Origin of the sequence: Bacillus sp. 03113, assembly GCF_006546985.1 — a bacterium.
Lineage (GTDB): Bacteria > Bacillota > Bacilli > Bacillales > Cytobacillaceae > VATK01.
In genome coordinates, this window is sequence record NZ_VATK01000009.1 from 86,287 (window position 1) to 110,776 (window position 24,490).

22 protein-coding genes and 1 pseudogene are annotated in these 24,490 nt (G+C 36.1%); 4 read left to right on the plus strand and 19 right to left on the minus strand.

Annotated features, from left to right (window positions below; all coding sequences use genetic code 11):
- Positions 1-19 precede the first annotated feature (19 nt).
- The 10 genes from FDO66_RS10280 to FDO66_RS10325 form a co-directional block, all read right to left on the minus strand.
- A complete protein-coding gene (locus tag FDO66_RS10280) occupies positions 20-898 on the minus strand; it encodes a CoB--CoM heterodisulfide reductase iron-sulfur subunit B family protein (protein WP_141432564.1) in 879 nt (292 codons plus the stop codon).
- Positions 895-1,848, minus strand: coding sequence for a succinate dehydrogenase/fumarate reductase iron-sulfur subunit (locus tag FDO66_RS10285; RefSeq protein WP_141432565.1), 954 nt, complete (start codon positions 1,846-1,848; stop codon positions 895-897). Before FDO66_RS10285 ends, FDO66_RS10280 begins: the two co-directional genes overlap by 4 nt.
- Complete coding sequence (locus FDO66_RS10290) at positions 1,848-3,557, minus strand: FAD-binding protein (RefSeq protein ID WP_141432566.1); 1,710 nt, start codon at positions 3,555-3,557, stop codon at positions 1,848-1,850. The genes FDO66_RS10285 and FDO66_RS10290 overlap by 1 nt, the downstream gene beginning before the upstream one ends.
- Before the next feature lie 330 nt (positions 3,558-3,887).
- Entirely contained in the window at positions 3,888-4,826 is a 939-nt protein-coding gene (locus FDO66_RS10295; protein WP_141432567.1) for a F510_1955 family glycosylhydrolase, read from the minus strand.
- 18 nt (positions 4,827-4,844) lie between these two features.
- On the minus strand, positions 4,845-6,209 hold the full coding sequence (locus FDO66_RS10300; protein WP_141432568.1) for a 4Fe-4S binding protein: 1,365 nt from the start codon (positions 6,207-6,209) through the stop codon (positions 4,845-4,847).
- Positions 6,184-6,561 carry a hypothetical protein gene (locus tag FDO66_RS10305; protein WP_141432569.1) on the minus strand — a complete coding sequence of 126 codons (378 nt, stop codon included), beginning with the start codon at positions 6,559-6,561 and terminating at the stop codon, positions 6,184-6,186. Before FDO66_RS10305 ends, FDO66_RS10300 begins: the two co-directional genes overlap by 26 nt.
- Positions 6,562-6,775: 214 nt before the next feature.
- Positions 6,776-7,345 (minus strand): YdhK family protein, encoded by a 570-nt coding sequence (locus tag FDO66_RS10310; RefSeq protein WP_141432570.1) that lies wholly within the window; start codon positions 7,343-7,345, stop codon positions 6,776-6,778.
- A gap of 106 nt (positions 7,346-7,451) precedes the next feature.
- Positions 7,452-9,884, minus strand: a complete 2,433-nt coding sequence (locus tag FDO66_RS10315; RefSeq protein WP_141432571.1) for a heavy metal translocating P-type ATPase — start codon at positions 9,882-9,884, stop codon at positions 7,452-7,454.
- A gap of 80 nt (positions 9,885-9,964) precedes the next feature.
- A complete protein-coding gene (copZ, locus tag FDO66_RS10320) occupies positions 9,965-10,171 on the minus strand; it encodes a copper chaperone CopZ (RefSeq protein ID WP_141432572.1) in 207 nt (68 codons plus the stop codon).
- Between the two features lie 15 nt (positions 10,172-10,186).
- Positions 10,187-10,531, minus strand: coding sequence for a metal-sensitive transcriptional regulator (locus FDO66_RS10325; protein WP_141432573.1), 345 nt, complete (start codon positions 10,529-10,531; stop codon positions 10,187-10,189).
- A 138-nt stretch (positions 10,532-10,669) separates the two neighbouring features.
- Between FDO66_RS10325 and FDO66_RS10330 the strand changes: the two genes are divergently transcribed.
- Positions 10,670-10,978 carry an AbrB/MazE/SpoVT family DNA-binding domain-containing protein gene (locus FDO66_RS10330; RefSeq protein WP_141432574.1) on the plus strand — a complete coding sequence of 103 codons (309 nt, stop codon included), beginning with the start codon at positions 10,670-10,672 and terminating at the stop codon, positions 10,976-10,978.
- 69 nt (positions 10,979-11,047) lie between these two features.
- On the opposite strand, the gene FDO66_RS10335 is transcribed toward FDO66_RS10330, so the two are convergent.
- The 3 genes from FDO66_RS10335 to FDO66_RS10345 all read right to left on the minus strand — a co-directional run bounded on the left by FDO66_RS10335 (position 11,048) and on the right by FDO66_RS10345 (position 13,197).
- Positions 11,048-11,509 (minus strand): putative iron-sulfur cluster-binding metallochaperone, encoded by a 462-nt coding sequence (locus FDO66_RS10335; RefSeq protein ID WP_141432661.1) that lies wholly within the window; start codon positions 11,507-11,509, stop codon positions 11,048-11,050.
- 137 nt (positions 11,510-11,646) lie between these two features.
- The gene (locus FDO66_RS10340; protein WP_141432575.1) at positions 11,647-11,850 is read right to left on the minus strand and encodes a DUF2933 domain-containing protein; all 204 of its coding nucleotides are present in this window, start codon (positions 11,848-11,850) and stop codon (positions 11,647-11,649) included.
- A gap of 105 nt (positions 11,851-11,955) precedes the next feature.
- A complete protein-coding gene (locus FDO66_RS10345) occupies positions 11,956-13,197 on the minus strand; it encodes a murein hydrolase activator EnvC family protein (RefSeq protein WP_141432576.1) in 1,242 nt (413 codons plus the stop codon).
- Positions 13,198-13,563: 366 nt separating this feature from the next.
- Between FDO66_RS10345 and FDO66_RS10350 the strand changes: the two genes are divergently transcribed.
- From FDO66_RS10350 to FDO66_RS10360, 3 genes are all read left to right on the plus strand, one after another.
- The gene (locus tag FDO66_RS10350; RefSeq protein ID WP_141432577.1) at positions 13,564-15,171 is read left to right on the plus strand and encodes a multicopper oxidase family protein; all 1,608 of its coding nucleotides are present in this window, start codon (positions 13,564-13,566) and stop codon (positions 15,169-15,171) included.
- Between the two features lie 190 nt (positions 15,172-15,361).
- Positions 15,362-15,775 (plus strand): GNAT family N-acetyltransferase, encoded by a 414-nt coding sequence (locus FDO66_RS10355; RefSeq protein ID WP_141432578.1) that lies wholly within the window; start codon positions 15,362-15,364, stop codon positions 15,773-15,775.
- Between the two features lie 232 nt (positions 15,776-16,007).
- Positions 16,008-16,799: a DUF2935 domain-containing protein gene (locus tag FDO66_RS10360; protein WP_141432579.1), complete on the plus strand. Its 792-nt coding sequence runs from the start codon at positions 16,008-16,010 to the stop codon at positions 16,797-16,799.
- A gap of 145 nt (positions 16,800-16,944) precedes the next feature.
- Here FDO66_RS10360 and FDO66_RS10365 read toward each other — a convergent pair whose 3' ends face one another.
- The 6 genes and pseudogenes from FDO66_RS10365 to FDO66_RS10390 all read right to left on the minus strand — a co-directional run bounded on the left by FDO66_RS10365 (position 16,945) and on the right by FDO66_RS10390 (position 24,477).
- On the minus strand, positions 16,945-18,273 hold the full coding sequence (locus FDO66_RS10365; RefSeq protein WP_141432580.1) for an MATE family efflux transporter: 1,329 nt from the start codon (positions 18,271-18,273) through the stop codon (positions 16,945-16,947).
- A gap of 24 nt (positions 18,274-18,297) precedes the next feature.
- A complete protein-coding gene (locus tag FDO66_RS10370; protein ID WP_141432581.1) occupies positions 18,298-18,567 on the minus strand; it encodes a metal-sensing transcriptional repressor in 270 nt (89 codons plus the stop codon).
- Positions 18,568-18,792: 225 nt separating this feature from the next.
- Entirely contained in the window at positions 18,793-19,764 is a 972-nt protein-coding gene (locus tag FDO66_RS10375; protein WP_141432582.1) for an aldo/keto reductase, read from the minus strand.
- A gap of 625 nt (positions 19,765-20,389) precedes the next feature.
- Positions 20,390-21,361, minus strand: a pseudogene (locus FDO66_RS10380) (bile acid:sodium symporter family protein).
- Between the two features lie 145 nt (positions 21,362-21,506).
- Entirely contained in the window at positions 21,507-22,787 is a 1,281-nt protein-coding gene (locus FDO66_RS10385) for an aspartate aminotransferase family protein (protein ID WP_141432583.1), read from the minus strand.
- 25 nt (positions 22,788-22,812) lie between these two features.
- The gene (locus FDO66_RS10390) at positions 22,813-24,477 is read right to left on the minus strand and encodes a M20/M25/M40 family metallo-hydrolase (protein WP_141432584.1); all 1,665 of its coding nucleotides are present in this window, start codon (positions 24,475-24,477) and stop codon (positions 22,813-22,815) included.
- Between the last annotated feature and the right edge of the window lie 13 nt (positions 24,478-24,490).

The window sequence follows — 24,490 nt, forward strand, 5'->3', positions numbered from 1 at the left end:
TTTGTTAATAATATTTCTACTATGCAATAGTAGTTTCTTTCAGGGCAGGGATGACATCAATGATGTGACGATTAATTGCTAATTCCTCTGGTGTTAAACCTAATGCAAGCCCTATTAATTGCGGGAGATGTAAAATGGGCATGGTAATATCTTGATTAAACTGTTTTTGTGCATCTGGCTGATACATATCTAATTGCATTTGACAAAGAGGGCATGGGGTTACTATACAATCGGCCCCTGCTTGTTTTGGCGAAATACAATTGATACTGGTCATCTTTAACACTTCTTTCTCGGCTGGAAAAACAGCATGAAATCCGCAGCAAGCTAATCGCTGATCAAACATAACACTTTTAGCTCCTAATACTTCGGCAATCATTTCCATAGATTGTGGGTTCATATGATTTTCAAATCCCATAATTTGTGGTGGCCGAATTACATGACAACCATAAAAGTTTGCTATTTTTAGCCCCTTTAACGGTTTTATAACTTTTTTTCTCAAATTCTCTAAACCATAATCTTGAATTAATGCCCACAAGAAATGTGTGACTTCATTGGTTCCTTTGTACTCAAGATTTATTTCTTTTAATCCTTGATTCACCTTTTTTCTCGTATAATCATTTTGATCTAGCTTCTGTTTTGTTGCTCGCAGCATTAATGTGCAAGTATTGCAAACGGTTAGTAAGGGGGCTTCTAACTCTTCTGCCAAAGCTAGATTTCGTGCATTGATCGTAGTAGCCAGTAAATCATCTATATCTTGAATATGACTCGCTCCACAACAAGTCCAACCCGTTAATTCAATTAATTCTATTCCTAAAGCTGCAGCAACCTTCTTAGTTGAAATCATTAGCTCTTCGGCTGCAGACTCTAATGTACATCCTGGAAAAAAAACATATTTCACTCTTCATTCATCTCCTGAACATATTGATAGATTTTTCTTACATCTTCAATTCCTTCAATCTTTTTAGGCAACTGTAAGAGATTTATTTTTCCTTTTCTCACCAAACGTAGTGCGAAAGGAATTCTGGATAAGGTGCGAACGAGACCTTCCGTTTTAATTGGTAGTGTCATTTCATTCAAACGCCCATTTTGTTTCACATCATCGTGAAAAGCATATGCATGGCGTGCTCCTTTATTATTCCTCTCTCCCATTTTCATTGTGGCTTGTCTAAGAAAGGCTACTTCTTCAGTTAATGGAATGGTTTTAGGGCAATGTGATACACAATGCATGCAATGGACACATTTCCAAAGATCATTCTCCAATAATGGTTCAATATGTTTTTCAGCTTCTCCATCTCTTGAATCTACTGCAAAGCGAAAGGCTCTATTTAAAATAAATGGTTCTAAGTATCCATCTTGGTTTACCGTAAGTTGTTCACATTCGGAAGCGCATATCCCACAAAGAACACAGTCTGTAGATAAGGAAATACGCTTATACTCTTCTTCACTTTGATTAAAACCGCTTGTCTTGTCACCCTGTTCATTTGGGAATAACCATGGTTTGATCGTATGCATTTTCTCTATCTTCGGCTTCCAATCTATCACCAAATCTCGTATGACTTTAAAATTCCCAAGAGGTTCAAATTTCAACAAACTAGTATGAAAAGTTTCTAAAATTTCATCTAAAGACGTCTTGCAAACAAGAAAGGGATGGTTATTTACCCTAACCCCACAACTCCCACAAATAGCATGACCGCACGCGGAGGTAAAGTTAAAGGTGGGATCTAACTCTTCTTTAATTTTTGTCAATGCCCATAAAAGAGTTTTCCCTTTTTCATATGGTAATTCATACTCTTGGAACCAAACCTTTTCACCGTCAAATCGCCTAATATGGCATGTGATTTTTTCCATTAGTATTTCCGCTCCTCTGGTTGATACTTGGTTATGACAACTGGTAAATAGTCAACTATATAATTATCACCTTTTTTATAAATCATAGTGTGCTTAAGGAAATGATGATCATCTCTTTTGGGATAGTCATTTCTAAAATGAGATCCTCTGCATTCTCTTCTATTTATGGCTCCAATGATTACAGCCTTAGCCAATGTAAGAAGATTACCGATTTCAACATAATTCACAAATGCCATATTATATCTTAAGGAGGAATCTCCTATGTATGTATCTTTATATTCTTCCATTAATTGATTAATAGTCTTCAATGCTTCTTTCATGTTTTGTTCAGTACGGAAAATTCCAACATGTTTCCACATGGTTTCCGCCATTTTATATCGAATATCCATTAAATTGTTCCCATTTTTTTTATGAAGCATTTTTTGAAAGATTCGATTCCAGTTTTCAGCTTCTCCTTTTACCTTATTTCCTGTTCCAAATAAGAGCTTTTTCGCACTGTTTTTTGCACCTAAACCAGCATATTTACCAAAAAGAACAACATCAGCAATAGAGTTTCCTCCTAATCTATTTGCCCCATGGATTGAAACACATGCCCCTTCTCCTGCTGCATGAATTCCTTTAATTGTGGTGCTGCAATCTTTATAATCACTTACATGAACACCCCCCATCATATAATGACAGCTCGGTCGAATGGGTACAGGCTCTTTTATAATATCTACCCCTTCAAAATCCATCGCTAATTCTCTTACATGAGGAAGGCGTTCTAATATTCTCTTCTCACCTAAGTGACGTAAATCCATTAGAACATAGGCTTCTAATCCAGCTCCGAACCCCCGATCTTCTTTAATTTCTGTTTCAATTGATCTTGTTACTAAATCACGTGGCCCAAGCTCCATTTTCTCAGGAGCATAGCGAGCCATGAATCGTTCTCCTTCTTTATTAATTAAATGCCCACCCTCACCTCGGCAGGCTTCTGACAAAAGGATACCGGTAGAGGCTAATCCCGTTGGATGAAATTGTACAAACTCTGGATCCTTTAATGGAATTCCTGCATTAAAACATATTGCTGTTCCATCCCCTGTCATATTGATGGCATTCGTTGTACGGTTCCAATACATTCGGCCAAATCCGCCAGTAGCAATAACGGCAGCCTTCGTTTGGATAGGGTGAATTTCTCCATTTCGAACATCTAAAGCGACTAATCCATCCAGCTTTTTATCTTCAACAGCTAAAGATAATAAAAACCAATCGTCCAAAAATATGACATTATTTTTTAAGCATTGCTCGTAAAGAGTATGTAGAATAACATGACCCGTTTTGTCAGCAGAATAGCATGTTCTAGCACTTGAAGCTCCTCCAAAAGGCCTTTGGGCGATACGTCCATTTTTATCTCGTGAAAATGGAACACCAAAGTAGTCCAATTCCGAAATAATTGATGGCATTTTTGAAGTGAAAAATTCTACTGCATCTTGGTCTGCTAGAAAATCACTTCCCTTAACAGTGTCTATAAAGTGCTTTTCGGTAGAATCATATTCATCTTTATATGCCATAGCTGCATTTATACCACCTTGTGCTGCACCTGTATGAGAACGAGTTGGGAATATTTTGCTGATCACAGCTACTTTTAGCGTTTGATCTTCACTTACTGCGAGGGCAGCCATCATACCGGCACCCCCTGCTCCAACGACTACAACGTCATAATTTATCATCAGTATTGTCCTCCTTGTTGTCTAAGAAAGTAAGATCGATTTAAGAATCTTAAAACTTTTTTCGTTAACCACCGTCAAATTAACTTTTGTTTGAAAAATATGATTTTAAAAAACCATCCGATTAAAAGAATTGCTTCAATTACACAAACAAGCATATAGATTTTCTTACTTATCATTTACAATATATAATCTCAAAGATTTGTGCAGATACAGTAGAAAAAATATGAATTATCCGTGAACCTTAATTTCTCCCACCACTTGAATCTTTCATGTTCATTTTCAGCAAAAAATTAAGAAGAGCATTGGAACAAACTTTCCAATGCTCTAAATTTACTCTTTACTCAATTTTCCTTTTTCCATTAATGTTTCCCAGTTTTGTCCGCCATCATCACTTATCAAGAGGTTATTATCAAATGTTACTGCAACGATCTTTTCTGTTTGATTTGGCTGGATAGCAAAATAGGCAACAGCATCCTTTTTAAGATCAAGTCCTATTTTTTCCCAAGTGTTGCCATTATTTTTACTGATCATCATCCCAGCTTCACCTTCAGTTACAGAATAGCTGATCAAATCAGAAGTACCCGGAATCACACTAAATGCAGTAATCAAACGTTTTTCGTCTACGTTTTTCCATGTTGCTCCGCCATCCTCTGAACGATAAACACCTGCATTCGTACCTGCAAACAACTCGTTTTCATTGTTTGGTAGGGAAAGAAGTGAATAAATACCGTGTAAGTCATTCATTAAACCATTTCCTTCTAACTTCTCCCAGTATTCTCCCTTGTCAGTACTCTTATAGATTCCGGCTTTATAATCTCCACTTTCCATTTGAATGACACCATACACAAGATTTGGATTCGACTCATTTGAGGTTATAATGTGAAAATCTACTTTTCCTACTAGCGCTTTTTCTTTCCAGTTCTTACCGTTATCATTACTTTCTAGTAATCCAAGAGGATTAGGCAGATCAGAAGTTTGTCCTGGATGTCCGCTTGTCAGCATCGTTCCATCCGATTGCATATGAAAACCCATTAAATCAAAATCATCTTTCCCAACAAATGACCATTTTTTCCCCTGATCTTTTGTTACAATCATTCCATCGTGGGAAGCCACATAGATCGAGTCGTCTTTTGAATAAGCCACACCATGAACATGTTCAACTTTATATCCTTGATCAAGTGTTTTAGAACCCTCTTTTTCACCATCAGAACTACATGCGGAAAGGAGCAATCCTAAAGCTGCCATTCCAGCTAAAAGCTTTAATTTCATTTTATTCCTCCTTCTTTTTTACACTCGATGAACCATTGGCAATGAAAATAAGTAGAGATTTACTACGGTTAAGAGCAGGATAAAAGTATAGTATGGAGCTAATTGTTTAAATGAACCCTTTTTGCCGATGCGATAAACCGTATAAATGGAACCAACAAACCCCAATATGATGATAGCATATTGAATCCACTGAACAGTTGAAACAGACGCCAAGCTCAAATCACCACGAAAGCTAGCTCCAAATAATGCTGCTGAGTTAAACCAAATCGCTTTTCCCTCTGTTAAAATATGAAAAAGATTATGTGCTAAATGTCCAGCTAAATCTAAAGGGATAATTGCATAACCAAACCGCACGAAGTTTTCTTTTATCTTTTCTTCATTTCCTTTTATCACAATAGCTAGTTTTGCAGTTCCTAATAATAATAGAATAGGGAGCATCATTGAAATAACAAATGCAACGGTGAAGTTTACAGTATAATTTGTTGTACGTGTCCATAAACCAATCACTCTAAGAATATCTCCCCAAATCTCTAACATCGTAATGTTTTGTACAAATACAATTCCCATAATGACCGCCGCAAGAGATGCATGTTCTAGTTTCGGTTTTTTAATACTCCATAGTTCCTTGGTTGGTACTCGAGGAGAGATTCTAATTGAGTTATTTGGACAAGATTTAATACAGTTCGCGCACAAATTACATTCTGCACTTGAATCCATCGTTCTGACATATTGGAACATCGGACAGCCCTCCACTTTTTCGTTTCCTTTAAAACAGGACTGTGATTTACATGTACGGCATATTTCCGGCGTCCCTCTTAATTCCAGCATTCCAGAGCGTGAATAGTTTCCCGCTAATCCTCCTAGAAAGCAAAGCGTTTTACAAAACGTACGCCGTTCATATAAAACAGATGTCGTGACGACCATCGTCACAAGTACAAGCAGCAAATAGCCTGATCCTCTTGGTGATTCCACAATTCCCCACACATGATCGCTCCACGTAATCATGATAAAAAACAAATCAATGAACCAAATACCATATGTTTTTAGAAACTTTGGCATTCGCTTTTCACTTCCAGCAAATTTTCTAACGAGATCGCTTAGTTTTCCAAACGGACAAACAGCACACCAAAATCTCCCAGCCACAATAAAAAGAACGGGAATAATAGGCCACCACAACACCCATGTCATCGAAGTGCCAAAATTAGTTTGTGGACTGACTGTACCTGCTACTAGTTGAAAAACAATGACTGAAAAAATAACAAAAGCTATCCATTGAAAAATACCGGGATACCATCTACTCTTAATAAACACACCTATTAACGGAATATTCAAAATATTAGTCGGCTGTTTAGCTTGTTTAAGCTTTTTGTCCAGTATTGACATCTAGCTTTACCTTCTTTCTTAGTTTCTTATTCCAAAATCCTATAACTAAAAATAATAGGTTTATAGCTCCAAATACGCTTAATGCTTTGTAATTAGGCGGCGTTTCTTTGATGTTCTGCTTTGAGTGGCTATGCCCAACTTCTTCACCAGAACCTGATTCATTTGTTGAATGTTCTTGTCCTCCCGAATTCATCGAATGACCTTCATGCGAGTTCCCATCGTTATGTTCCCCATTCATAAACATTTCCATATCTTTTGAAACATCCGTTTTGTTTGAATGTCCTTCATCCGCTGAAACAATAGAACTAGGGAGTAATAACAAAGATATGATTAGCATCAGTTTAAGTTTCAATATATTCACCACCAGCAAGGTAAGATTTGTATATGCTTTTTTAGCAAATACGAATAATATCATTCTAATAAAATACTTTGCAGAATTTGTGGTTATTTTTTGGAATATTCATGGCTTTGTTATGACAATAATCACTCTCCAATAAAGTTGCGACCAAATAAAAAGAGCTTATCCATTTAGAATAAGCTCCTTGATCGTTTATTTTGTCCATTCATTATTCAGCTGGTGTTAATTCATCTTCAGTTACCCATTTATGATTTTTAACTACTTCTCCGCCGGTTGTCGGGGTGTAATCAACCATATATACTGTGCTCGTTTCGGCTGAATCAATTTCAGCTGTTGCTCCCTTCATGCCTTTCATATGATCTGCCTCTAGAACAACTTCCGCACCAGGTTCGAATGGTTTATCGCCTGCATCTTTAATATCTTCATGAATCACCCATTTATGGTTTTCCACTCTTTCCCCACCAGTTGTTGGGGTATACGAAACGGCATAAATCGTCGTGTCATAGGCGCCAACAACCGTTCCTTCAGCATCTTCCATCCCTTCCATGTGATCTGCATTTATCGTCACTTTACTACCCACTTTATAGGTTGGATTTTCTGACTCCTTCATGCCTTCAGGAATTTCAGCTGAGCTAGAATGGTTCATGCTGCTATGATCCATACCGTCCATCTTCTCTGTATCTTTTTTACTTTCTGTTTTTTCATCATTAGCGTTAGAGCAGGCGCCCAGCACTAAGAAAAGGGCTGCAATTAATAGTAATACTGGTTTTTTCACCATTCAAATAACTCCTCCTTTACGTTTAACAATATACCCAATAAATGTGCAGAATATATGGAGCAGGCTCTACTATTAGAAATAACAAAGCATTACGTTATTTCGCCCCCTATAATTTCACTCTTTGCAGACGAAGTGCATTTAGTACAACGGATACAGAGCTGAATGCCATTGCTGCTCCTGCAAGCCACGGTGCCAAAAATCCTAGAGCCGCAACAGGGATTCCAAGTGCGTTATAAGCGAAAGCCCAGAATAGATTTTGTCTTATGTTCAAAATTGTTTTCTTACTCATAAAGATCGCATCAGCAATACTGTTTAAATCGCCGCGAATTAACGTAATATCTGCAGCCTCCATTGCGACATCGGTTCCTGTTCCGATCGCCATACCGATGTCTGCAATCGCAAGTGCTGGCGCATCATTAATTCCGTCTCCTACCATCGCTACTTTCTTACCTTGCTGCTGAAGTTTCTTAACTTCCTCTGCTTTTCCTTCCGGCAATACTTCTGCAATCACATGTTCTATCCCTGCTTGTTCTGCAATAGCTTGAGCGGTTTGCTTATTATCACCTGTAATCATGATGACATCAAGCCCCATCTCTTTTAGTCGTTTAATCGCTTCAGTGGATGTTGGTTTAATTGTATCTGCAACAGCAATCATACCAGCATAACTACCGTCAATCGCTACAAGCATGGCTGTTTTTCCTTGTTTTTCAAGACTATCCATTGAAGATAAAATATGTTCAATATTTACATCATACTTCTTCATTAGGCGGCGTGTTCCGACTAATATCTCTTTTCCATCCACTGCTGCCTTAATACCAAAACCAGGTATGGATTCAAACTCAGATACATTCTGAAAGTTAATATTTTTTTCTTTAATTCCTTCGACGATTGCTTGAGCTAGAGGATGCTCTGACTGCTTTTCTGCTGAACCTACAAGTGATAAAAATTCAGCTTCATTGGATTCTGTGATCACATCCGTTAAAACAGGAGCACCATTTGTAACCGTGCCTGTTTTGTCTAAAATGACCGTATTAATCCTATGTGTCATTTCCAGATGCTCTCCGCCTTTAAAAAGGATTCCAAACTCTGCTGCTCGACCTGAGCCAGCCATAATCGATGTTGGTGTCGCAAGTCCCAAAGCACATGGGCAAGCAATGACTAAAACAGCGATTAATTTTTCTAAGCTTTCCGCAAAATCCCCAGGAGAAACAAGTAGATACCAAATTAAGAAAGTAGCAACCGCAATGCCGACGACAATCGGGACAAAAATTCCAGAAATCGTATCAGCTAAACGTTGAATTGGCGCTTTTGATCCTTGTGCTTCTTCGACCACTTTTATAATTTGTGCTAGGGCTGTATCTTTGCCAACTTTTGTTGCTTTGATTTTAATAAAACCGTTTTTGTTAATAGTAGCTCCAATAACGGTGTCTCCAACTGTTTTATCAACGGGTACACTCTCTCCGGTAATCATAGATTCATCAAGAGCGGAACGACCTTCAAGAATTTCACCATCAACCGGGACTTTTTCTCCTGGTTTTACAAATAAAACATCCCCAGTAACCACTTCCTCAAGTGGAATATTTTGCTCTATTCCATCACGTAAAACCGTTGCCGTTTTCGCTTGTAAGCCCATTAGCTTCTTGATGGCTTCCGATGATCTCCCTTTTGCCTTCACCTCAAACAGCTTGCCAAGAATAATCAATGTAATAAGGACAGAACTCGTTTCAAAATAAAGGCCAACTACGTGTCCATTAGTCCCTAATGATTGAAAGGCAATGTATACACTGTAAAAATAAGCAGCTGATGTTCCAAGTACAACAAGTACGTCCATATTCGCACTCATATTTCTAAGTGCTTTATAAGCACCAATATAAAACTGCTTTCCAATATAAAATTGGACAGGAGTGGCTAAAGCCAATTGCACCCATGGATTCATAAACATATCCGGTACATAAATGAAGGAAGTAAAGCTAAAATGACCAGCCATTGCCCACAAAAGTGGGAGCGATAAAATAAGAGAGAAAATAAATTTTCCTTGCTGGCTTTCAATTTCCTTCTGTCGTTGGTCTACAGCTCCCTCCTCATTATCCTCGCTTTTCACACTCGCGCCATAGCCTAGCTTTTCAACCCTTTGAATCATCTCTTTAGGTGATAAAATGGAAGGATTGTATTCTACTGTTGCTTTCTCAAGCGCCAGATTCACTGTTGCCTGGTTGACTCCCTCCATTTTATTTAATCCCTTTTCAATTCTTGCTGCACAAGCTGCACATGTCATTCCAGTCAAAACCAATTCAGTCTTATCGGTTACAACATCATAACCAAGATCTCTCACTTTTTTCTGAATATCTGTCGACTTCAATATTCCTTCGTCAAACTTTACAGTCGCTTTTTCAAGGGCAAGATTAACATTCGCTTCTTTAACTCCGTCCATTTTCTTTATCCCTTTTTCAATACGGGTAGCGCAAGCTGCACATGTCATTCCAGTGATTTGAAATTGGCTTTCTGCAACCTTTTCTCTTTCAAGAACTTTTTCACTCATATACAAAACTCCTTATACCTGTATAGGGTATATTTTTTTGAAAAATAGAGAGTGCTAATGCTAGCACCTCTTGGACTTACTTACTTCACATCATAACCTTCATCATCAATTGTTTCTTTTATGGAATCAAGGGTTACTATATCTGTATTATATTCTACATCGACAGTACCTTCTTCAAGATGAACTTTTACACTTGAAACACCGTTTAGCTCGCCTACACTTCCTTCAATAGCTTTAACACAATGTCCACAAGACATGCCTTCTACATTTAGAGTTACTTTTTCCATCAATCAACAGCTCCTTTATTTTTTCATTAATTTTTGAACAGTAACAAGAATTTCATCAATAACTTCTAAGTCACCTTCCTGAATTCTATCCACTACACAGGTTTTTAAGTGTCCTTCTATAAGAATTTTTGCCACACTGTTTAAAGCGGACTGAGTTGCTGAAATTTGGGTAATGATATCATCACAATATGTGTCTCTTTCAATTAATCCTTTTATCCCCCTAATTTGACCTTCAATTCGGTTCAAACGGGTTACCAGGTTTTTCTTTACTTTATCAGAATGATGACTTTTTCTATCAGTTGAAATCGTACAGCAGTTTTCAGTAGTAGAGGCTATTTCATTTTGTAAATTGGTTACCATATTTATGTACCTCCTTAATCCATACTATATCATACCCTAGTATGGTATGTAAAGGTTTTGATTTTTAAATTATCTGCAAATTTTCTTCATACTTTTTTTGTACGCTTTATTTAAAGACAAAAAAGGAGTTGAAGATATATGTACGTTAAACGATTATTAAAAAATGGACAAATTTCTATTCCAAAAAAAGTGCAAAATCAATTAAGCCTAATTGAAGGCGACTATCTCTATATTTACAAAGATCAAGAAAGTATTGTAATAGAAAATAAACATCATAATCAACATTTGAATCAGTGTATATTTCGATGTGGAAGAGTTTCCATTCCGATTGAACTTAGAAGATTGTTAGATATTTCTTATAAAACACCATTAGTAATGGATGCTTCCTCTATACAAAACAAAATTTTTATTAAAGCCCTCGAACAAAATAAAGTAATTCAAGCTTAGATTATGAAAAATTACGGAAATAGAAGGATATGCACGTTCTGTTAAGTGCTTGACTTTTGATGGAAGTGATCATTTAGATAGTTTTACTCTTTTTATAAATCCAGTTACATTCCCAAGGCAACAAGAACCTTGAGGATTGTTCATTTCGCATCCACATCGTTGTGCTTTTATATGCATCGAGATGTTCTGTACGATAGTACTTTTCTCTGTTTTTTCACTTTCTTCAGAAACATTTTTTCTTGTCCAGCCAAAGCAATAACAAATTGGAGTATCATCTTGGTCATTTTTTTGATAAACCGGTACCTTCAAATCACTTTTAGTAAATATCTGTTCCTTCTCGTTAAAATACACAACGTCACATTCTGAAAAAGCACAAAAATGATATCTTGTTTCTGGTTGCAAAAGTTCTAAAGCTTTGGGAAGAAGTAAACTTTTAAGTGTGATTATTTTCATCTGCTTCCCTATATTTTTACAAGAAGGGCAAACCACAAGCTTTTCTTTTTCATTTGAAACAGAACAACAATCTATCATTTTCTGCAATAAGATCACTCCTTTATTACAAATATTTATTGGAACATAGTATACTCCTTTCTATACTTTGTTCAAATGAAAGTTTCAAATTTTTGTAGTAAAAAACCGTGACCTTCCTCAGGTTACGGCTCTCAAATTCATGATTCTTTTTTTACGATTGATGAAAGACTATCTACTTCATTTTTAAGTTTTTTATTTTCCTCTTGGAGATTAACAACTTTTCTATTCAAATCCCTCGTTATATGGGAATCCTGATGCTTATGGCTGCCTCCATGTCCTTTCATACAAAAAATCATCATCAGTGGGCAAAGTAAAAATAGTAAATATTGTAGCCATTCCATTAAAATCACTCCTTTAATTTTTCTTTATCATATAAAGTAAAAATGGAGTTTTTATGGAGAAAATTTGAACAAACTTTTCCTTTTTTTAAATGCCGATTTCAATTACTACATTGGAATATAGTCTAATGGATTAATAGCATTGGACTTTGATGCATTCCATGAACCTTTGTGAAGCTCAAAGTGCAAATGTTGACCAAAGGATTGACCTGTATTACCCATTATTCCAATTTGCTGGCCTTTAGATACAGTGTCACCTGAACCAACCTTTCTACTATCCATGTGAGCATAAACTGTTGTGAAGGTTTGCCCACTAATAGAATGGGAGATGTAGATAACATTTCCATAGCTAGATGAGTAATCCGAACGTATTACTACTCCGTCAGCCGCTGCTACGATTGGAACGTCAGCACTATTGGCAATGTCTATCCCTGCATGGAATTTATTCCAGCGCTGGCCTAATTTTGAAGTTAAGCGTCCCTCTGCAGGCTTTGTCCATACTCCACTTGAAACGGCAGGGGTCGATACACTTTCATTCATACTTGAACTTGAGCCTGATTCAGCCTGACGTTTCTGTTCTAAATCGACTGCTTTCTGTATAGCCGCTTCTTGAGCTGTAAGTACTGCCTTTTCTTCTTCAAGATTTAATTTTTCTGATTCTATATTTGCTACTTCGGATTTTAAAGTTTCCATGAGCTTATCTTTTTCTGCTTTTTGAGAATCTAGCTGCATCTTTATCGTTTCTAGATCACTAAGCATTTGTTGAAGATTTGTTAATTCCTTTTCAACTTCTACCTGCTTTGTTTCTAATAGATTCTTATCCTCCAAATGCTGGCGAATCAGATCCTTGTCGGCTTCTATAATCGTCGCAACGGCTCCAACCCGGTCAACAAAGTCTCCAAAACTTTGTGAACCTAATAGTACATCAAGGTAATTTACCGAACCACCTGTTTCCTGGAAAGCACGAGCACGTTCTTTTAACATCTCATCACGCTTTTGAATACGTTCTTGCAAAACAGCAATTTCGGTATTTAATTTTTCAATTTCTTTTTGCGTTTCCGTAATTTCAGTATTTTTATTGCGGATTTTCTCATTTGTATCACTAATGGTCATATCAAGCCGTTTAATTTCTGAATTTACTTTTTCCTGTTCAGTCTTCAATCTATTAATCTCTTGTTCCGCTTGACTAATTCCAGACTCTACTCCTGAACGATTTTGTTGAATCTCGTCTTTTTTACTTTGCAAATCCTGCAAATTTGCTGCTGAAACTGTGTGATTATTTATACCTGTAAAAAAGCTCCCTATTCCAACCACTGCAGTAAAAGAGAGCGTTAACAACGACTTCTTCATTTCATATTTCCTTTCTATTATGTACTACACGAGCAATAATTTATGTTTTTTTTGAATTTACTTTTCTTCTTTACAATCTATCAATATGATCATTTTATATGCCAAATTTCAACAAATTTTATAATCAGCCCGGTGTTAAAAAAATTATAGCATGGGATTTTGTCGAAAAAGTACGAAAAAAATAATACAGTTTTATTTCAACTTTTCTTTTTTGTCATCATAATTTAATATTTTTTGAGATTTCCTACCTTCTATCAAAGAAAAGCGATTTTTAACGTTGATGTTCACATTTTCTACAAATCTTCATAATTTCTGCAAAATTATCAATTAAGATTAAAGCAGAAAAAATATCTGGGAGGTTTTTTAATGAAGCTTAAGGTAACTGCATTATTGCTATTATTGATTCTCATATTGGCTGCATGCTCTTCAAATCAGAATGGAGATATGAAAGAGATGGATCATGAAAATATGAAACACAACAAAACAGAAGAGAAGAAGGAAGTAACCAAAGTCGACGGATTACAAACGACGAGCACCGAAACGTTGACAGGGAATGAATTTACCCTTGTAGCAAAAGAAGCGGCTCACCAATTAAACGATAAAGTTACTGTAGATGCTTGGACATTTAATGGCTCTGTCCCTGGATCACAAATCCGCGTAAAAGAAGGAGAAAAGGTTAAAATTCATTTAAAAAATGAACTCCCTGATCCTGTTTCAATTCATTGGCATGGGATACCTGTTCCAAATGAAATGGATGGAATACCAGGTGTTACACAAAATGCTGTACAGCCAGGTCAAAATTTCACATATGAATTTACTGTATCTGAACCTGGCACCTATATGTACCATACTCATCAAGATGGGGTAAACCAAATCGACAAGGGACTCTATGGTTCTTTTGTAGTTGAACCAAAAGAAATTACATATGATCGTGATTATACTCTTATGTTAGATGAGTGGATGAGCAACCCTGTAGAGTCTGATTCGTCCATGAATGGGATGGATCATAGCAGCATGAGCGGAATGGATCATGGCAACATGGATGAGAATAAAAATGAAAGTTCAGATAAAAATAGTGATAATAGCGGTATGAACATGGGACACAGTATGGACAATTATGATATTTTCACGATAAATGGTAAAAGCGGAGATGCTATTAAGCCTTTAACAGTAAAAGAAGGAGAAACTGTTCGAATTCGCTTAGCGAATATAGGTTTTTTATCTCACAAGATACACCTGCACGGTCATAGCTTTAAAGTAGTAGCGATAGACGGACAGGAATTGAATGAACCTAAGGAAATAAAAGATCAGTTACTTTCAATTGCTCCAGGCGAACGTTATGATATTGAGTTTACTGCAAATAATCCTGGGCAATGGTATCTTGAGTGCCATGGAGATATGAAAGGTACAGACGGTATGAAAGCAATGATTCAATATGAAGGAAATGCTAATTCTAAAGATCAGTCTAATCAAAGTGAAAACCTTCCTTTATTTAGTTACACGAATTATGGCGGTACGAAAAATGGAGAATTTACATTAGAACAGAGGTATGACGTAGAGTACACAATGGATCTTAATACAGCGATGGATGGAAATAAAATGGTCTATACCATCAATGATAAGACCTTCCCAAAAACCGATAATCTGAATGTAAAAGAAGGGGATTTAGTAAAAGTAAAATTGGTTAATAACTCGCCAATGGATGATCACCCGATGCATTTACACGGGCACTTCTTCCAAGTATTAAGCAAAAATGGCCAGCCGATTGAGGGTTCACCGATTGTGAAAGATACCATTAATTTAAAGCCAGGGGATGAATATGTTGTCGCTTTTAAAGCGGATAATCCTGGAGATTGGATGTTCCACTGTCATGATTTACATCATGCATCAGCTGGAATGATGAATATGGTTAAATACGAAGGCTTCCAACCAAACTTTACACCAGATGCAAAAGCAAACAATAAACCAGAGTAACCATTTATCTATTAATAAAGTGGAACTTTAAACAGTGGGGAGGCGTTATTCCCCTACTGTTTGTTAGTTAAACGTATCAAGTCCAGTAAATTGAAAATTTTATTTAATTTTTATAAAATTCTATTTGAATGTTTATTAATTTTGTTGTATAAATATTAATATGAACATTTGATTTAGAAGGTGACCAATAATGAATTACTTAGTAACAGTTAAGCTTCCTACATTCGAGCAGTTTACTAGCCTACATGAAGCAAGCGGACTCATTAAAAATAAAAAGGGAAGCTATTCAAAAGAACAGCTCTTTCAAGCAGCTAATAATAGTTGGTACCATATTTCAATTTTTGATGGGGATCAACTTATTGCATTTGGTCGCATGATTTCCGATGGTGTGTACCAAGCTTTAATTTGTGATGTAATGGTCGATCCTAGCTATCAGAAAAAAGGTTTAGGGAAACAGATTATTGAAGAACTTGTATCCAAATGCAGAGAAAGTGGCATTCAATCCATTCAGCTGTTTTCAGCAAAAGGTAAACAGCATTTCTATAAAAAATTAGGATTTGCAGAAAGAGAACAAGACGCACCAGGCATGTCACTCATCATATGAAAAGCCGATTTTCCGGATGATAAGGAAAAATCGGCTTTTTGTTTTCGCCTATTTTATTCTTGCTTAACCTTTAACTATACATCCTCCAGATAATCCTCCATTATTATTGTTCCTATATTTTGATATAGTTGACTTACTCCTCTTATTTTTCAAATACGCAGAAAAGTTAACATATTCTAGTTACATTTTGAATATTAATAAAGCGGCATGAGATATTGAGAGGGGTGGAAACTTGGCTAATTTATTTGTAGCACGTTCCTTAGATGAAATCCGTTTTTGGGCGAGAATTATGAAGGAACATGCCTTATTTTTAAGTCTTGGATTTCATTATGATGATACACAACTTATTCAAGAAGCAAAGCAATTTATTCCTGTATTTGAAAGGATTGAAGAGCAGCTAAGTAATTTCTCTATAAACTCAGACCCACAGCAAATTGTTCAATTTAATAACCAAGTATACCAAGCAGCCGTTTCGATTTATGCCTATAAAAGAAAAGTACTTGGTCTCACTTTGCAATGTAAAGTGAGATCTAATAACTATGCGTTATTAATCGACCATACTAGCCGTGAGGCAGCGTATTTTGCAAAACGCTTAAAAGAGTTAAATGAAGGCAAGCTAAAACCATTACCTGAAGCAATTATAAAAGAGAATGTATTCTTTCTAAGAATTATGGCAGACCATTCAAAATTCATTGGCCATCTTTTAGATCCTTCTGAAAGAAAATTAGTTGAACAAGCGCGAGAATTCAGCCATGACTTTGACCAGCTCCTTTTTCAAGCGATTGATTTAGACTCCATGCGTCCACAATCTCAAACTAAACCAATTTTAGATCAATTTCTTGATCAAAACCGCGTTTCAGTTGTGGCTTTACGGGACTTTAAGAAAACAGCAACAGAGTTAATTGAGGCCTGTAGGATAAAGAGCAATATTCATCCTCTACTTGCAGATCATGTATTCCGTGAAGCTGAAAGATTTCTTCAAATTATAGATATGTTTGAAGAAAGTCTTACTTCAAAAAGTTAAGGAAAGCTTTTTGTCCTTAGCTTTTTTTACTTTTGCCTTTATGTAACTGTAATTGAAAATTGAATGTTTCCATAACTTGATGTAAAGAATACAATTTCCATCAACTCTCTGATCATTGACTCCCTTTAAAATTAAACTCTATTACTCAATCTAACTTTCTAACCAATTGCTTGTTTTTACGATACCACGAAAAAAGCCCTGCTCGTAATGCATTATCCATGGCAATTGATATCCAAACAGCAGGCAATCCAAATCCTAATTTCCATGCAAACAAATAGACGCCTATTGTTCGCACTCCCCATATTCCGATCATCGTAACGATCATAGGAAAAGTACTATTTCCTCCAGCTTGTATAACTGATGTATCAATTAAAACAGAAGCTAAGAAAGGTTGTGAAATCATATCAATGATCAAAATAATCATTAATAAATGAATTACTGATCCATTGGTTGTAAACAATTTCCCAATCCACGGACTTGTTGCAGCTAATATGCCTGTGATTAGAGTCATTGATGTAGCTGTTTGTATATAACTCCATTTACGATATTCTTTAATATCCGATAGATTTTTTTCTCCAATAGCTTGCCCAATACAAGTTGTTGCAGCTATTGCAAATCCACCGCCAATTGTATATGCGAAAACCGTTAATGTACCTGCAATATTATGGGTAGCATATACTTCTACTCCCATACGAACAATCAAACCAAAATATACAACCTGACCTAATCGCATAGATAATCTTTCTAATGTAGCAGGAACTGCAAATTTAACCATGCTTTTCAATAAATGTCCATGTAATTTTAAATCACTTACCTTTAGAGCAATAGAAGGAATTCGTTGAGATTTGACCAAAAGACGAACAAAACCATAAATTCTTGCTATTATCATTGCAATAGCTGCCCCAGTTAACCCAAGACCACTAAATGAGCCTATCCCAAATATGAAAAAATAATCAAGGATTATATGTACAACATTCATTTCAATTCCGATCCATAAAGGAGTTTTTGTATCCCCGATCGCCCGAAAAGAGGCAGATTGAGCAGTAAATAAAGCTACGAAAGGAGTTAGTCCTAGTACAATTTGAAAATATGTTAAGGCGGTTTCTTTTAATTCTTTATTTGCACCTACCATGTCTAATAAAGGTTCAGCGAATAGAACTGAAACAATTGAAAAGAGAACTCCAATTATGACAGCTAATAAAAAACCATGAAAAACAACAGACTTCGTTCGTTCAAATTCTCTTGCTCCAAATGCTCTCGATAAAAAAACGGAGAGAGCGGCAGATACAGCTGTAAAAACTCCAATGTATGTCATACTATATAGATTCGTTACACCTACTGCATTTATTGCTAGTAAACCTAATTTCGCAATAAAAAAAGCATCTACGACTCCAAGTAGACTTTGCAAATAAGATTCTCCAATAGCTGGTAACGCAATATTAAATACTCTTTTAGCGTGGTTAGGAATTTTCAATTTACATTCTCCACCTCTATGAAATTATCGAATAAATTTATCTATTGCTTCATTTAACTTTTTGACTACTGATTCATCTCCTTCTTTCACTGCCTCAACAACACATCCTTCCAAATGATCCTTTAAAATCAATTTTCCGCAGCTATCAAGTGCTGAACGAATAGCCGCAATCTGAATTAATAAGTCTCCACAATCTCTACCCTCAGCAGCCATGTTCTTAACGGATCTTGTATGCCCTTCAATTTTGGCTAACCTATTTACAATTTGTTTTCGATATTTGTGGTGGTCTGTCATTTATATCACCTCAAGAACACGATAACCCCCCGGGGGGGTTATGTCAATTAATACATGATTCAAATGATTCTTTTTATAAATAACAAAACAGAGAAGAAAAGAATGGCTAATACGAGTTTAAAAAAACTGACTCAAAAAAGTCGTTATTCAACGATCTTTTGAGTCAGTTTTTCTTTCTTATATAAATACCTATCAAATATAAATCACATTATTCAGATAATTAATTTAAGCTAAATAGTAGTTGCGGACCCATCGATGAGACTTAAGTTTCTCTAGCTGCTCTTTCGATAATCCTTGTCCATCACTTATTTGACAATTTCGTTCTACATTTCTCAATGAACGCATACCTGGAATAACCGTTGAGACAGCTGGATGGCTAAGAATAAAGCGCAATGACGTTTCAGCCATTTGATCATTTGAAATATCCAGATCAGCAGCAATTTTCTCAATTCGATCAGCCACTTCTTGCTTGCGATCTCCTTTAAAGTAGCGATTGCGAAAGTCTCCTTCTTCAAATGCTGTATCCACTGTAATTCTGCCGGTCAATCCACCCTCGTCTAACGGTACTCGAACAATAACCCCTACATTGTGACGCTCACATATTGGAAAGAGATGATCCTCAGGACTTTGGTCAAAAATGTTGTAGATAACTTGAACTGAGTCTACCAAACCGGATTCGACTAGCTTAATAGCATTATCCGGCTGATGGTCATTTATCGATACTCCAAAATAGCGGATTTTTCCTTGCTGTTTTAGTTTTTCAATGGCAAGAAGCCAATCTCCTTGATTTACCCATTCATCTGACCAAACGTGAAATTGTTGTAAATCAATTGTCTCCAGACCAAGGTTTTTAAGACTTCTCTCCGTTGATGCAATGATATGTTCTGCCGAAAACGCTTCTTCGACCGGAATACCTGATGGAGCTGGCCATTTCATGTTTTTTGGAGGAATTTTCGACGCGATATAAATGGTTTCGGAGCGCTCTTTTACAACTTGTCCTACTAATGCTTCACTATGACCATCCCCATACACCAGAGCTGTGTCAATAAAGTTCAACCCATAATCGATTGCAGTGTGCAGTGCTCTAATCGATTCATCATCCTTTGCCCCTACCCAACTGCTCTTTCCAATTCCCCAAGCCCCGTAGCCAATTTCAGATACCTTTAATTCTGTTCTCCCTAAACTTCTATAGATCATGCAACTCTCCCCTTTAATAGTTTAATAGATTAAAGTTAGAATGAATCTTTCCACAATAAAGTGGCGGACAAACAAAATAGTTCAAAGCGCTTTCAAAAAAATGGCTAACTGATTTTTCTTTTCTCACATACTAGAAGGATCAAATCCAAGATCATTATAAAATCGCTTTCTAATTTATGTCAATATTTCAACTAATTGTTCAAAAAACACTACTGTTTTATATTTGATTCAGTGTTCATGCAGTCATTCAAATTTTAAATACCTATTCCTTTTGTTTATAAATAAGAAAGAAAAATTAGAAATTAATAGTTTACTATCTATAGAAATGGGCTCTACATGTATAAAGTACTGATCGTGGAAGATGATAAGAGGATTGCCGGACTACTACAAAATCACATTCAATGATACAGGAATAAAGCGAATGTTCCGAAAAATTTTAATAACGTTATTGAGGAGTTTCGACAAAATGAACCTCATATCGTACTTCTTGATATAAAAAAGAGGCACTAATCACCTCGTTCGTTTTTCTTCATTAATATAAATCTATTTTTTAATAACCTAACATAAAAAAAAATGGATACTATTTTTAAAAACAAAAAGATATTTTATCTTCCCTTGTAATTCCTTATTTATCAAATTGTAAATATTTGTATTTTTTATTCAAATAATATTTATATAGCATTTGTCCATAAACTGATGCCAATACTTGTTGAAAAAGCATTCCTAATACAACTGGCAATGCAACAGGGGCAGGAAAGAAGGTGACAGCTAATACAGCTCCAGCACTAATGTTCCTCATGCCTCCGCAGAAAGTCATTGTCACAACAACATCTCGTTCCCATTTTAGAAACAAGCTTATACACCAGCTTATTAAATATCCTGTACTAGCGATAACAAATACCGTACAAATGATAAGAAACAGCTTTAAATCCAATTTATTTAAATATGGAGCTAATATGCCTCCATTAATACAAACAATCATAACAATGCCTATTTTTTTTAGAAAAGGGAGATAGCTTTTCAGCTAATACTGTGTTTACTTTCCCTTTCGTTAAATGATTTAATAGCATTCCTAATATAGAAGGGAAAACAATCATAAAAAACAAATTTTTCATTAATTCCCCTGTATCAATTGCTACCGCTTTTCCAACAAAAAATGATAGGCTTTCTGGAACGATAAGAGGAGAAAGAAGGGTATCAAATAGAATAATAGCTAGAGCAAATGAATATTTCCATGATGAATCGTTACCCATATAAAACTAGTAATACCTGTCGGAATGACAACTGCCAAAATAAAGCCTGTAATGGTAAGTGAATCTCCATGAAAAACGAGATGACCTACTCCCCATGCTAAAAACGGCATTACAATATGTAATACTAGTAAACTAACTAGAAAAGGGAAGGGTCGCCGTATAACAACTTCTAATTGTTTGAAATTAGAACCTATATTTCCAATAAATGTAATAACAACAAATATCCAAGGAATTAAAAAAGAAAGATGTGTAATTTTATCACCAATAAGAACACCAATTAATAGAGCAGTTGGTGTAAGAATTGGCATTGCTTTTATTAACAATTTGTTAACTACTTTTAGCATGAAGGTCCAACTTTCTAGTATATAAACAACCTAAGTTCGGTTATTACAAATTTTTTATATTGATATTAAATAGATAGGGACAGCATAGTCAAGTTTTAAAATCTATCACTATCCCCATAATCGTTCACAAATCCAGTATGATTAATTAATTTATTTCTTCCAAAGATTCTTTAATAATATTAAATGCTTCATCAATTTCTTCCTTTGTAACAGTAAGAGGAGGAATAAAGCGAATAACATTTTTTTCTGTTCCACAAGTAAGGAGAATTAACCCTTTTTCCAATGCTTTATCTTTTAGTGCAGTTACCGTTTTAGCATCTGGTTTTCCATCAACTTGAACGAATTCCATTCCAATCATTAACCCTAAACCACGAATATCACGAATGTTCGTAAAAGTAGAAGAAAGGCCGGAAAGCTTCTCCGTAAAGTATTCTGCCATTTCGACAGATTTCTCTAACAATCCACTCTCTAATATTTCAATGACTGCAAGTGAAGCAGCACATGAAACTGGATTTCCTCCAAATGTTCCTCCATGAGTACCAGATGTCCATTGGTCCATTAATTCTGCTTTTGCTACTAATGCACTAAGCGGGAATCCATTGGCAATTCCTTTTGCAAGTGTCAAGATATCTGGCTGTATGCCAAAATGCTGCCAAGCGAACATTTTTCCAGTACGTCCAAAACCAGTTTGAACTTCATCAAAAATAAGAAGAATTCCGTGATGATCACAAATTTTTCGAATTTCCTTGATGAATTCTGCTGGAGGAACGATATAACCGCCTTCCCCTTGAACTGGTTCCATCAAAATCGCAGCTACTTGATCTGGAGCAATCAAGTAGTGAAAGACTTCTTCCAATGAGTCTAAACAACGTTTTACTTCTTCCTCTTCAGACAAACCTGTACGAAAAGCATATGGATATTCTGCATAATAAACACTTGGAAGCAGTCCTTCATATCCTTTGCGATATAAAGAGTTGGATGCTGTCAATGTTGTGGTTGCGATTGTTCGTCCGTGGAAGCTGCGCTTGAAAGAAATAATACCAGGGCGTTTCGTCACATGTTTTGCTAGTTTGATAGCCCCTTCATTCACTTCCGCTCCACTGTTTGAAAAGTATACCTTGCAGTTCCCGCCGTTTAATTCATTGAGCTTTTCAGCAAGCTCAACATAGACTGGATAATAAAGAACGTTATGGCCACCGTGTATTAATTCATCGATTTGAGCCTTCGCTTTTTCTACAACGAGCGGATGATTATGGCCGACATTTGTTACTGCTACACCACTTGCAAAATCTAAATATTTATTCCCATCTTCAGAAATAACGTAAGAACCTTCTCCTTTAACGATGCCAAGAGTCGTTGCTCTTTGAGCAACTGGCGGAAATACTTTATTTGCGCGTGTTGCTAAAGATTCTGATTTTGTTACCATGAATTTTCACCTTTTCCTTTTCTTATTATTGTTTAACAGGGGCCTTTAACCAGGAATTTGTCATCTCTCTAATAAGCTGTGGTACTGTATCAAAGGAATACGGTTTATATACGCGTTCCGTCCAACGATGAGCATCAAATCCATACACACCAACATTAATAGAAGGGACATTTAATTTGCGAATATCTTTAATTGGTACGGGATAAATTTTATTCCATTCTGGAAAGTTGTCCACAAGATAGTCAATTTCCTCATCTGTATCATGAAGGGATAAATAACTGCTATCCGAAAGATAAGGAAAGAATTTCTTCACTGAAAAAGTTTCATTCGTTCGAACAGAAACACGTGCTGTTACTTCATCAATCGTTTGTAAAATCGCTTGATCTCTTTCACCTTTACCAGTTAAATAATTATGTGGGCAATATGGCGGTGCATAGAAAACAATCACACATGGCGTTACTGTTTGATCTAATTCTCGTAACCTATCAACTATTTTGAAACAAAGCTCACGCAGCTCAAGAGTCGGGTTCTCTTTTAGCACCTGTGCGGTAGCAGCTTTTACATCGATTCCTTGTTTAGAAAGCTTTTCACAATATTCCACATAACTATATACTTCCATATCCCAATTAGGGCGATCAGATGGGAAATTATTTACATGGGCGAACGTATTATAATTCTCTTCATAATAAGCAGTTACCTCAGCAGTTGCTTCCTGCGCTACCACTTTTAACTTCTCCATAATATCCTTTGGCGAAGCTTCTAATACCATAAAATTGAAATATAAATGACTCGTTACAGCCGTTTGTACATTGTAAAACTCTTTCGTATCTCTATGATAGAGAGCAGAAGGAGGAGTAATTAATTCGCCTTCAATGTGCTCGGTTAATGCCATGTTATTATTAATACGTTTATTTAATTCAGCAGTCACAAGTGTTGGATCAAGTCCATTCAGTGTTTGTCCTACATGGGTTTCACGGCCATATACATAAAAACAAGGTAAAAGCTTGCCACCTGCACCCGTGTAAATATACTTGTTCGTATCACCAGGATAAAAAGCGGAAATATAGTCCGTGTTTATCGCCACTACATAATCCAAGCCTTCTTCTTCACGCAAACGCAGCAATTCATCAACAGCAGCTATGGCACCTGTATGTTGATTTTCCTCAACTGGATTTGCCATAAAAATGATGTCCCCATCCCACACTTCTTGATTCTCACTAAAATAGAGAACATTCGCTAAATGAACGGCAACACCACTCTTCATATCTAATGCTCCGCGTCCAAACATCCAGTCTCCAGACAAAGCCTGAGTTCGAATCTCTGCATCTGAATAGGTTTGAAAATACTTGAGCAGTGCTTCTGGATTATTCGCGCTTGATTGCAGAGCACCAAAATCTTCAATCCCAACCGTATCAATATGGGCATGAAAAACGACCGTTTTCTTTGATTTTCTGTTTCCTTTAATATGGGCAAATACATTCTTTCTGCCAATTGCATCATTCGGTAAATTTTGTGTCCATACTTGATTAGGGCGTTGTTTAAAATAAGGGAAAGTTCGTAAAAATTGTTCAATCTTATCGGCAATCTGTACTTCTCCATCTGTCCCATTAATACTCAATGTATGTACAAGCGAGGTCGTAATAGCCTCTACTTGATCAAATAATGGTAGATTTTTAATTTTTGTATACATCGAATCACCTTTC

Excerpts from the sequence above, each read along its gene's own strand:
- FDO66_RS10285 (WP_141432565.1), bottom strand. The coding sequence starts at position 1,848 with ATGGAAAAAATCACATGCCATATTAGGCGATTTGACGGTGAAAAGGTT.
- FDO66_RS10290 (WP_141432566.1), bottom strand. The coding sequence starts at position 3,557 with ATGATAAATTATGACGTTGTAGTCGTTGGAGCAGGGGGTGCCGGTATG.
- FDO66_RS10295 (WP_141432567.1), bottom strand. The coding sequence starts at position 4,826 with ATGAAATTAAAGCTTTTAGCTGGAATGGCAGCTTTAGGATTGCTCCTT.
- FDO66_RS10300 (WP_141432568.1), bottom strand. The coding sequence starts at position 6,209 with ATGTCAATACTGGACAAAAAGCTTAAACAAGCTAAACAGCCGACTAAT.
- FDO66_RS10310 (WP_141432570.1), bottom strand. The coding sequence starts at position 7,345 with ATGGTGAAAAAACCAGTATTACTATTAATTGCAGCCCTTTTCTTAGTG.
- FDO66_RS10315 (WP_141432571.1), bottom strand. The coding sequence starts at position 9,884 with ATGAGTGAAAAAGTTCTTGAAAGAGAAAAGGTTGCAGAAAGCCAATTT.
- copZ (WP_141432572.1), bottom strand. The coding sequence starts at position 10,171 with ATGGAAAAAGTAACTCTAAATGTAGAAGGCATGTCTTGTGGACATTGT.
- FDO66_RS10325 (WP_141432573.1), bottom strand. The coding sequence starts at position 10,531 with ATGGTAACCAATTTACAAAATGAAATAGCCTCTACTACTGAAAACTGC.
- FDO66_RS10330 (WP_141432574.1), top strand. The coding sequence starts at position 10,670 with ATGTACGTTAAACGATTATTAAAAAATGGACAAATTTCTATTCCAAAA.
- FDO66_RS10335 (WP_141432661.1), bottom strand. The coding sequence starts at position 11,509 with ATGATAGATTGTTGTTCTGTTTCAAATGAAAAAGAAAAGCTTGTGGTT.
- FDO66_RS10340 (WP_141432575.1), bottom strand. The coding sequence starts at position 11,850 with ATGGAATGGCTACAATATTTACTATTTTTACTTTGCCCACTGATGATG.
- FDO66_RS10345 (WP_141432576.1), bottom strand. The coding sequence starts at position 13,197 with ATGAAGAAGTCGTTGTTAACGCTCTCTTTTACTGCAGTGGTTGGAATA.
- FDO66_RS10350 (WP_141432577.1), top strand. The coding sequence starts at position 13,564 with ATGAAGCTTAAGGTAACTGCATTATTGCTATTATTGATTCTCATATTG.
- FDO66_RS10355 (WP_141432578.1), top strand. The coding sequence starts at position 15,362 with ATGAATTACTTAGTAACAGTTAAGCTTCCTACATTCGAGCAGTTTACT.
- FDO66_RS10370 (WP_141432581.1), bottom strand. The coding sequence starts at position 18,567 with ATGACAGACCACCACAAATATCGAAAACAAATTGTAAATAGGTTAGCC.
- FDO66_RS10375 (WP_141432582.1), bottom strand. The coding sequence starts at position 19,764 with ATGATCTATAGAAGTTTAGGGAGAACAGAATTAAAGGTATCTGAAATT.
- FDO66_RS10385 (WP_141432583.1), bottom strand. The coding sequence starts at position 22,787 with ATGGTAACAAAATCAGAATCTTTAGCAACACGCGCAAATAAAGTATTT.
- FDO66_RS10390 (WP_141432584.1), bottom strand. The coding sequence starts at position 24,477 with ATGTATACAAAAATTAAAAATCTACCATTATTTGATCAAGTAGAGGCT.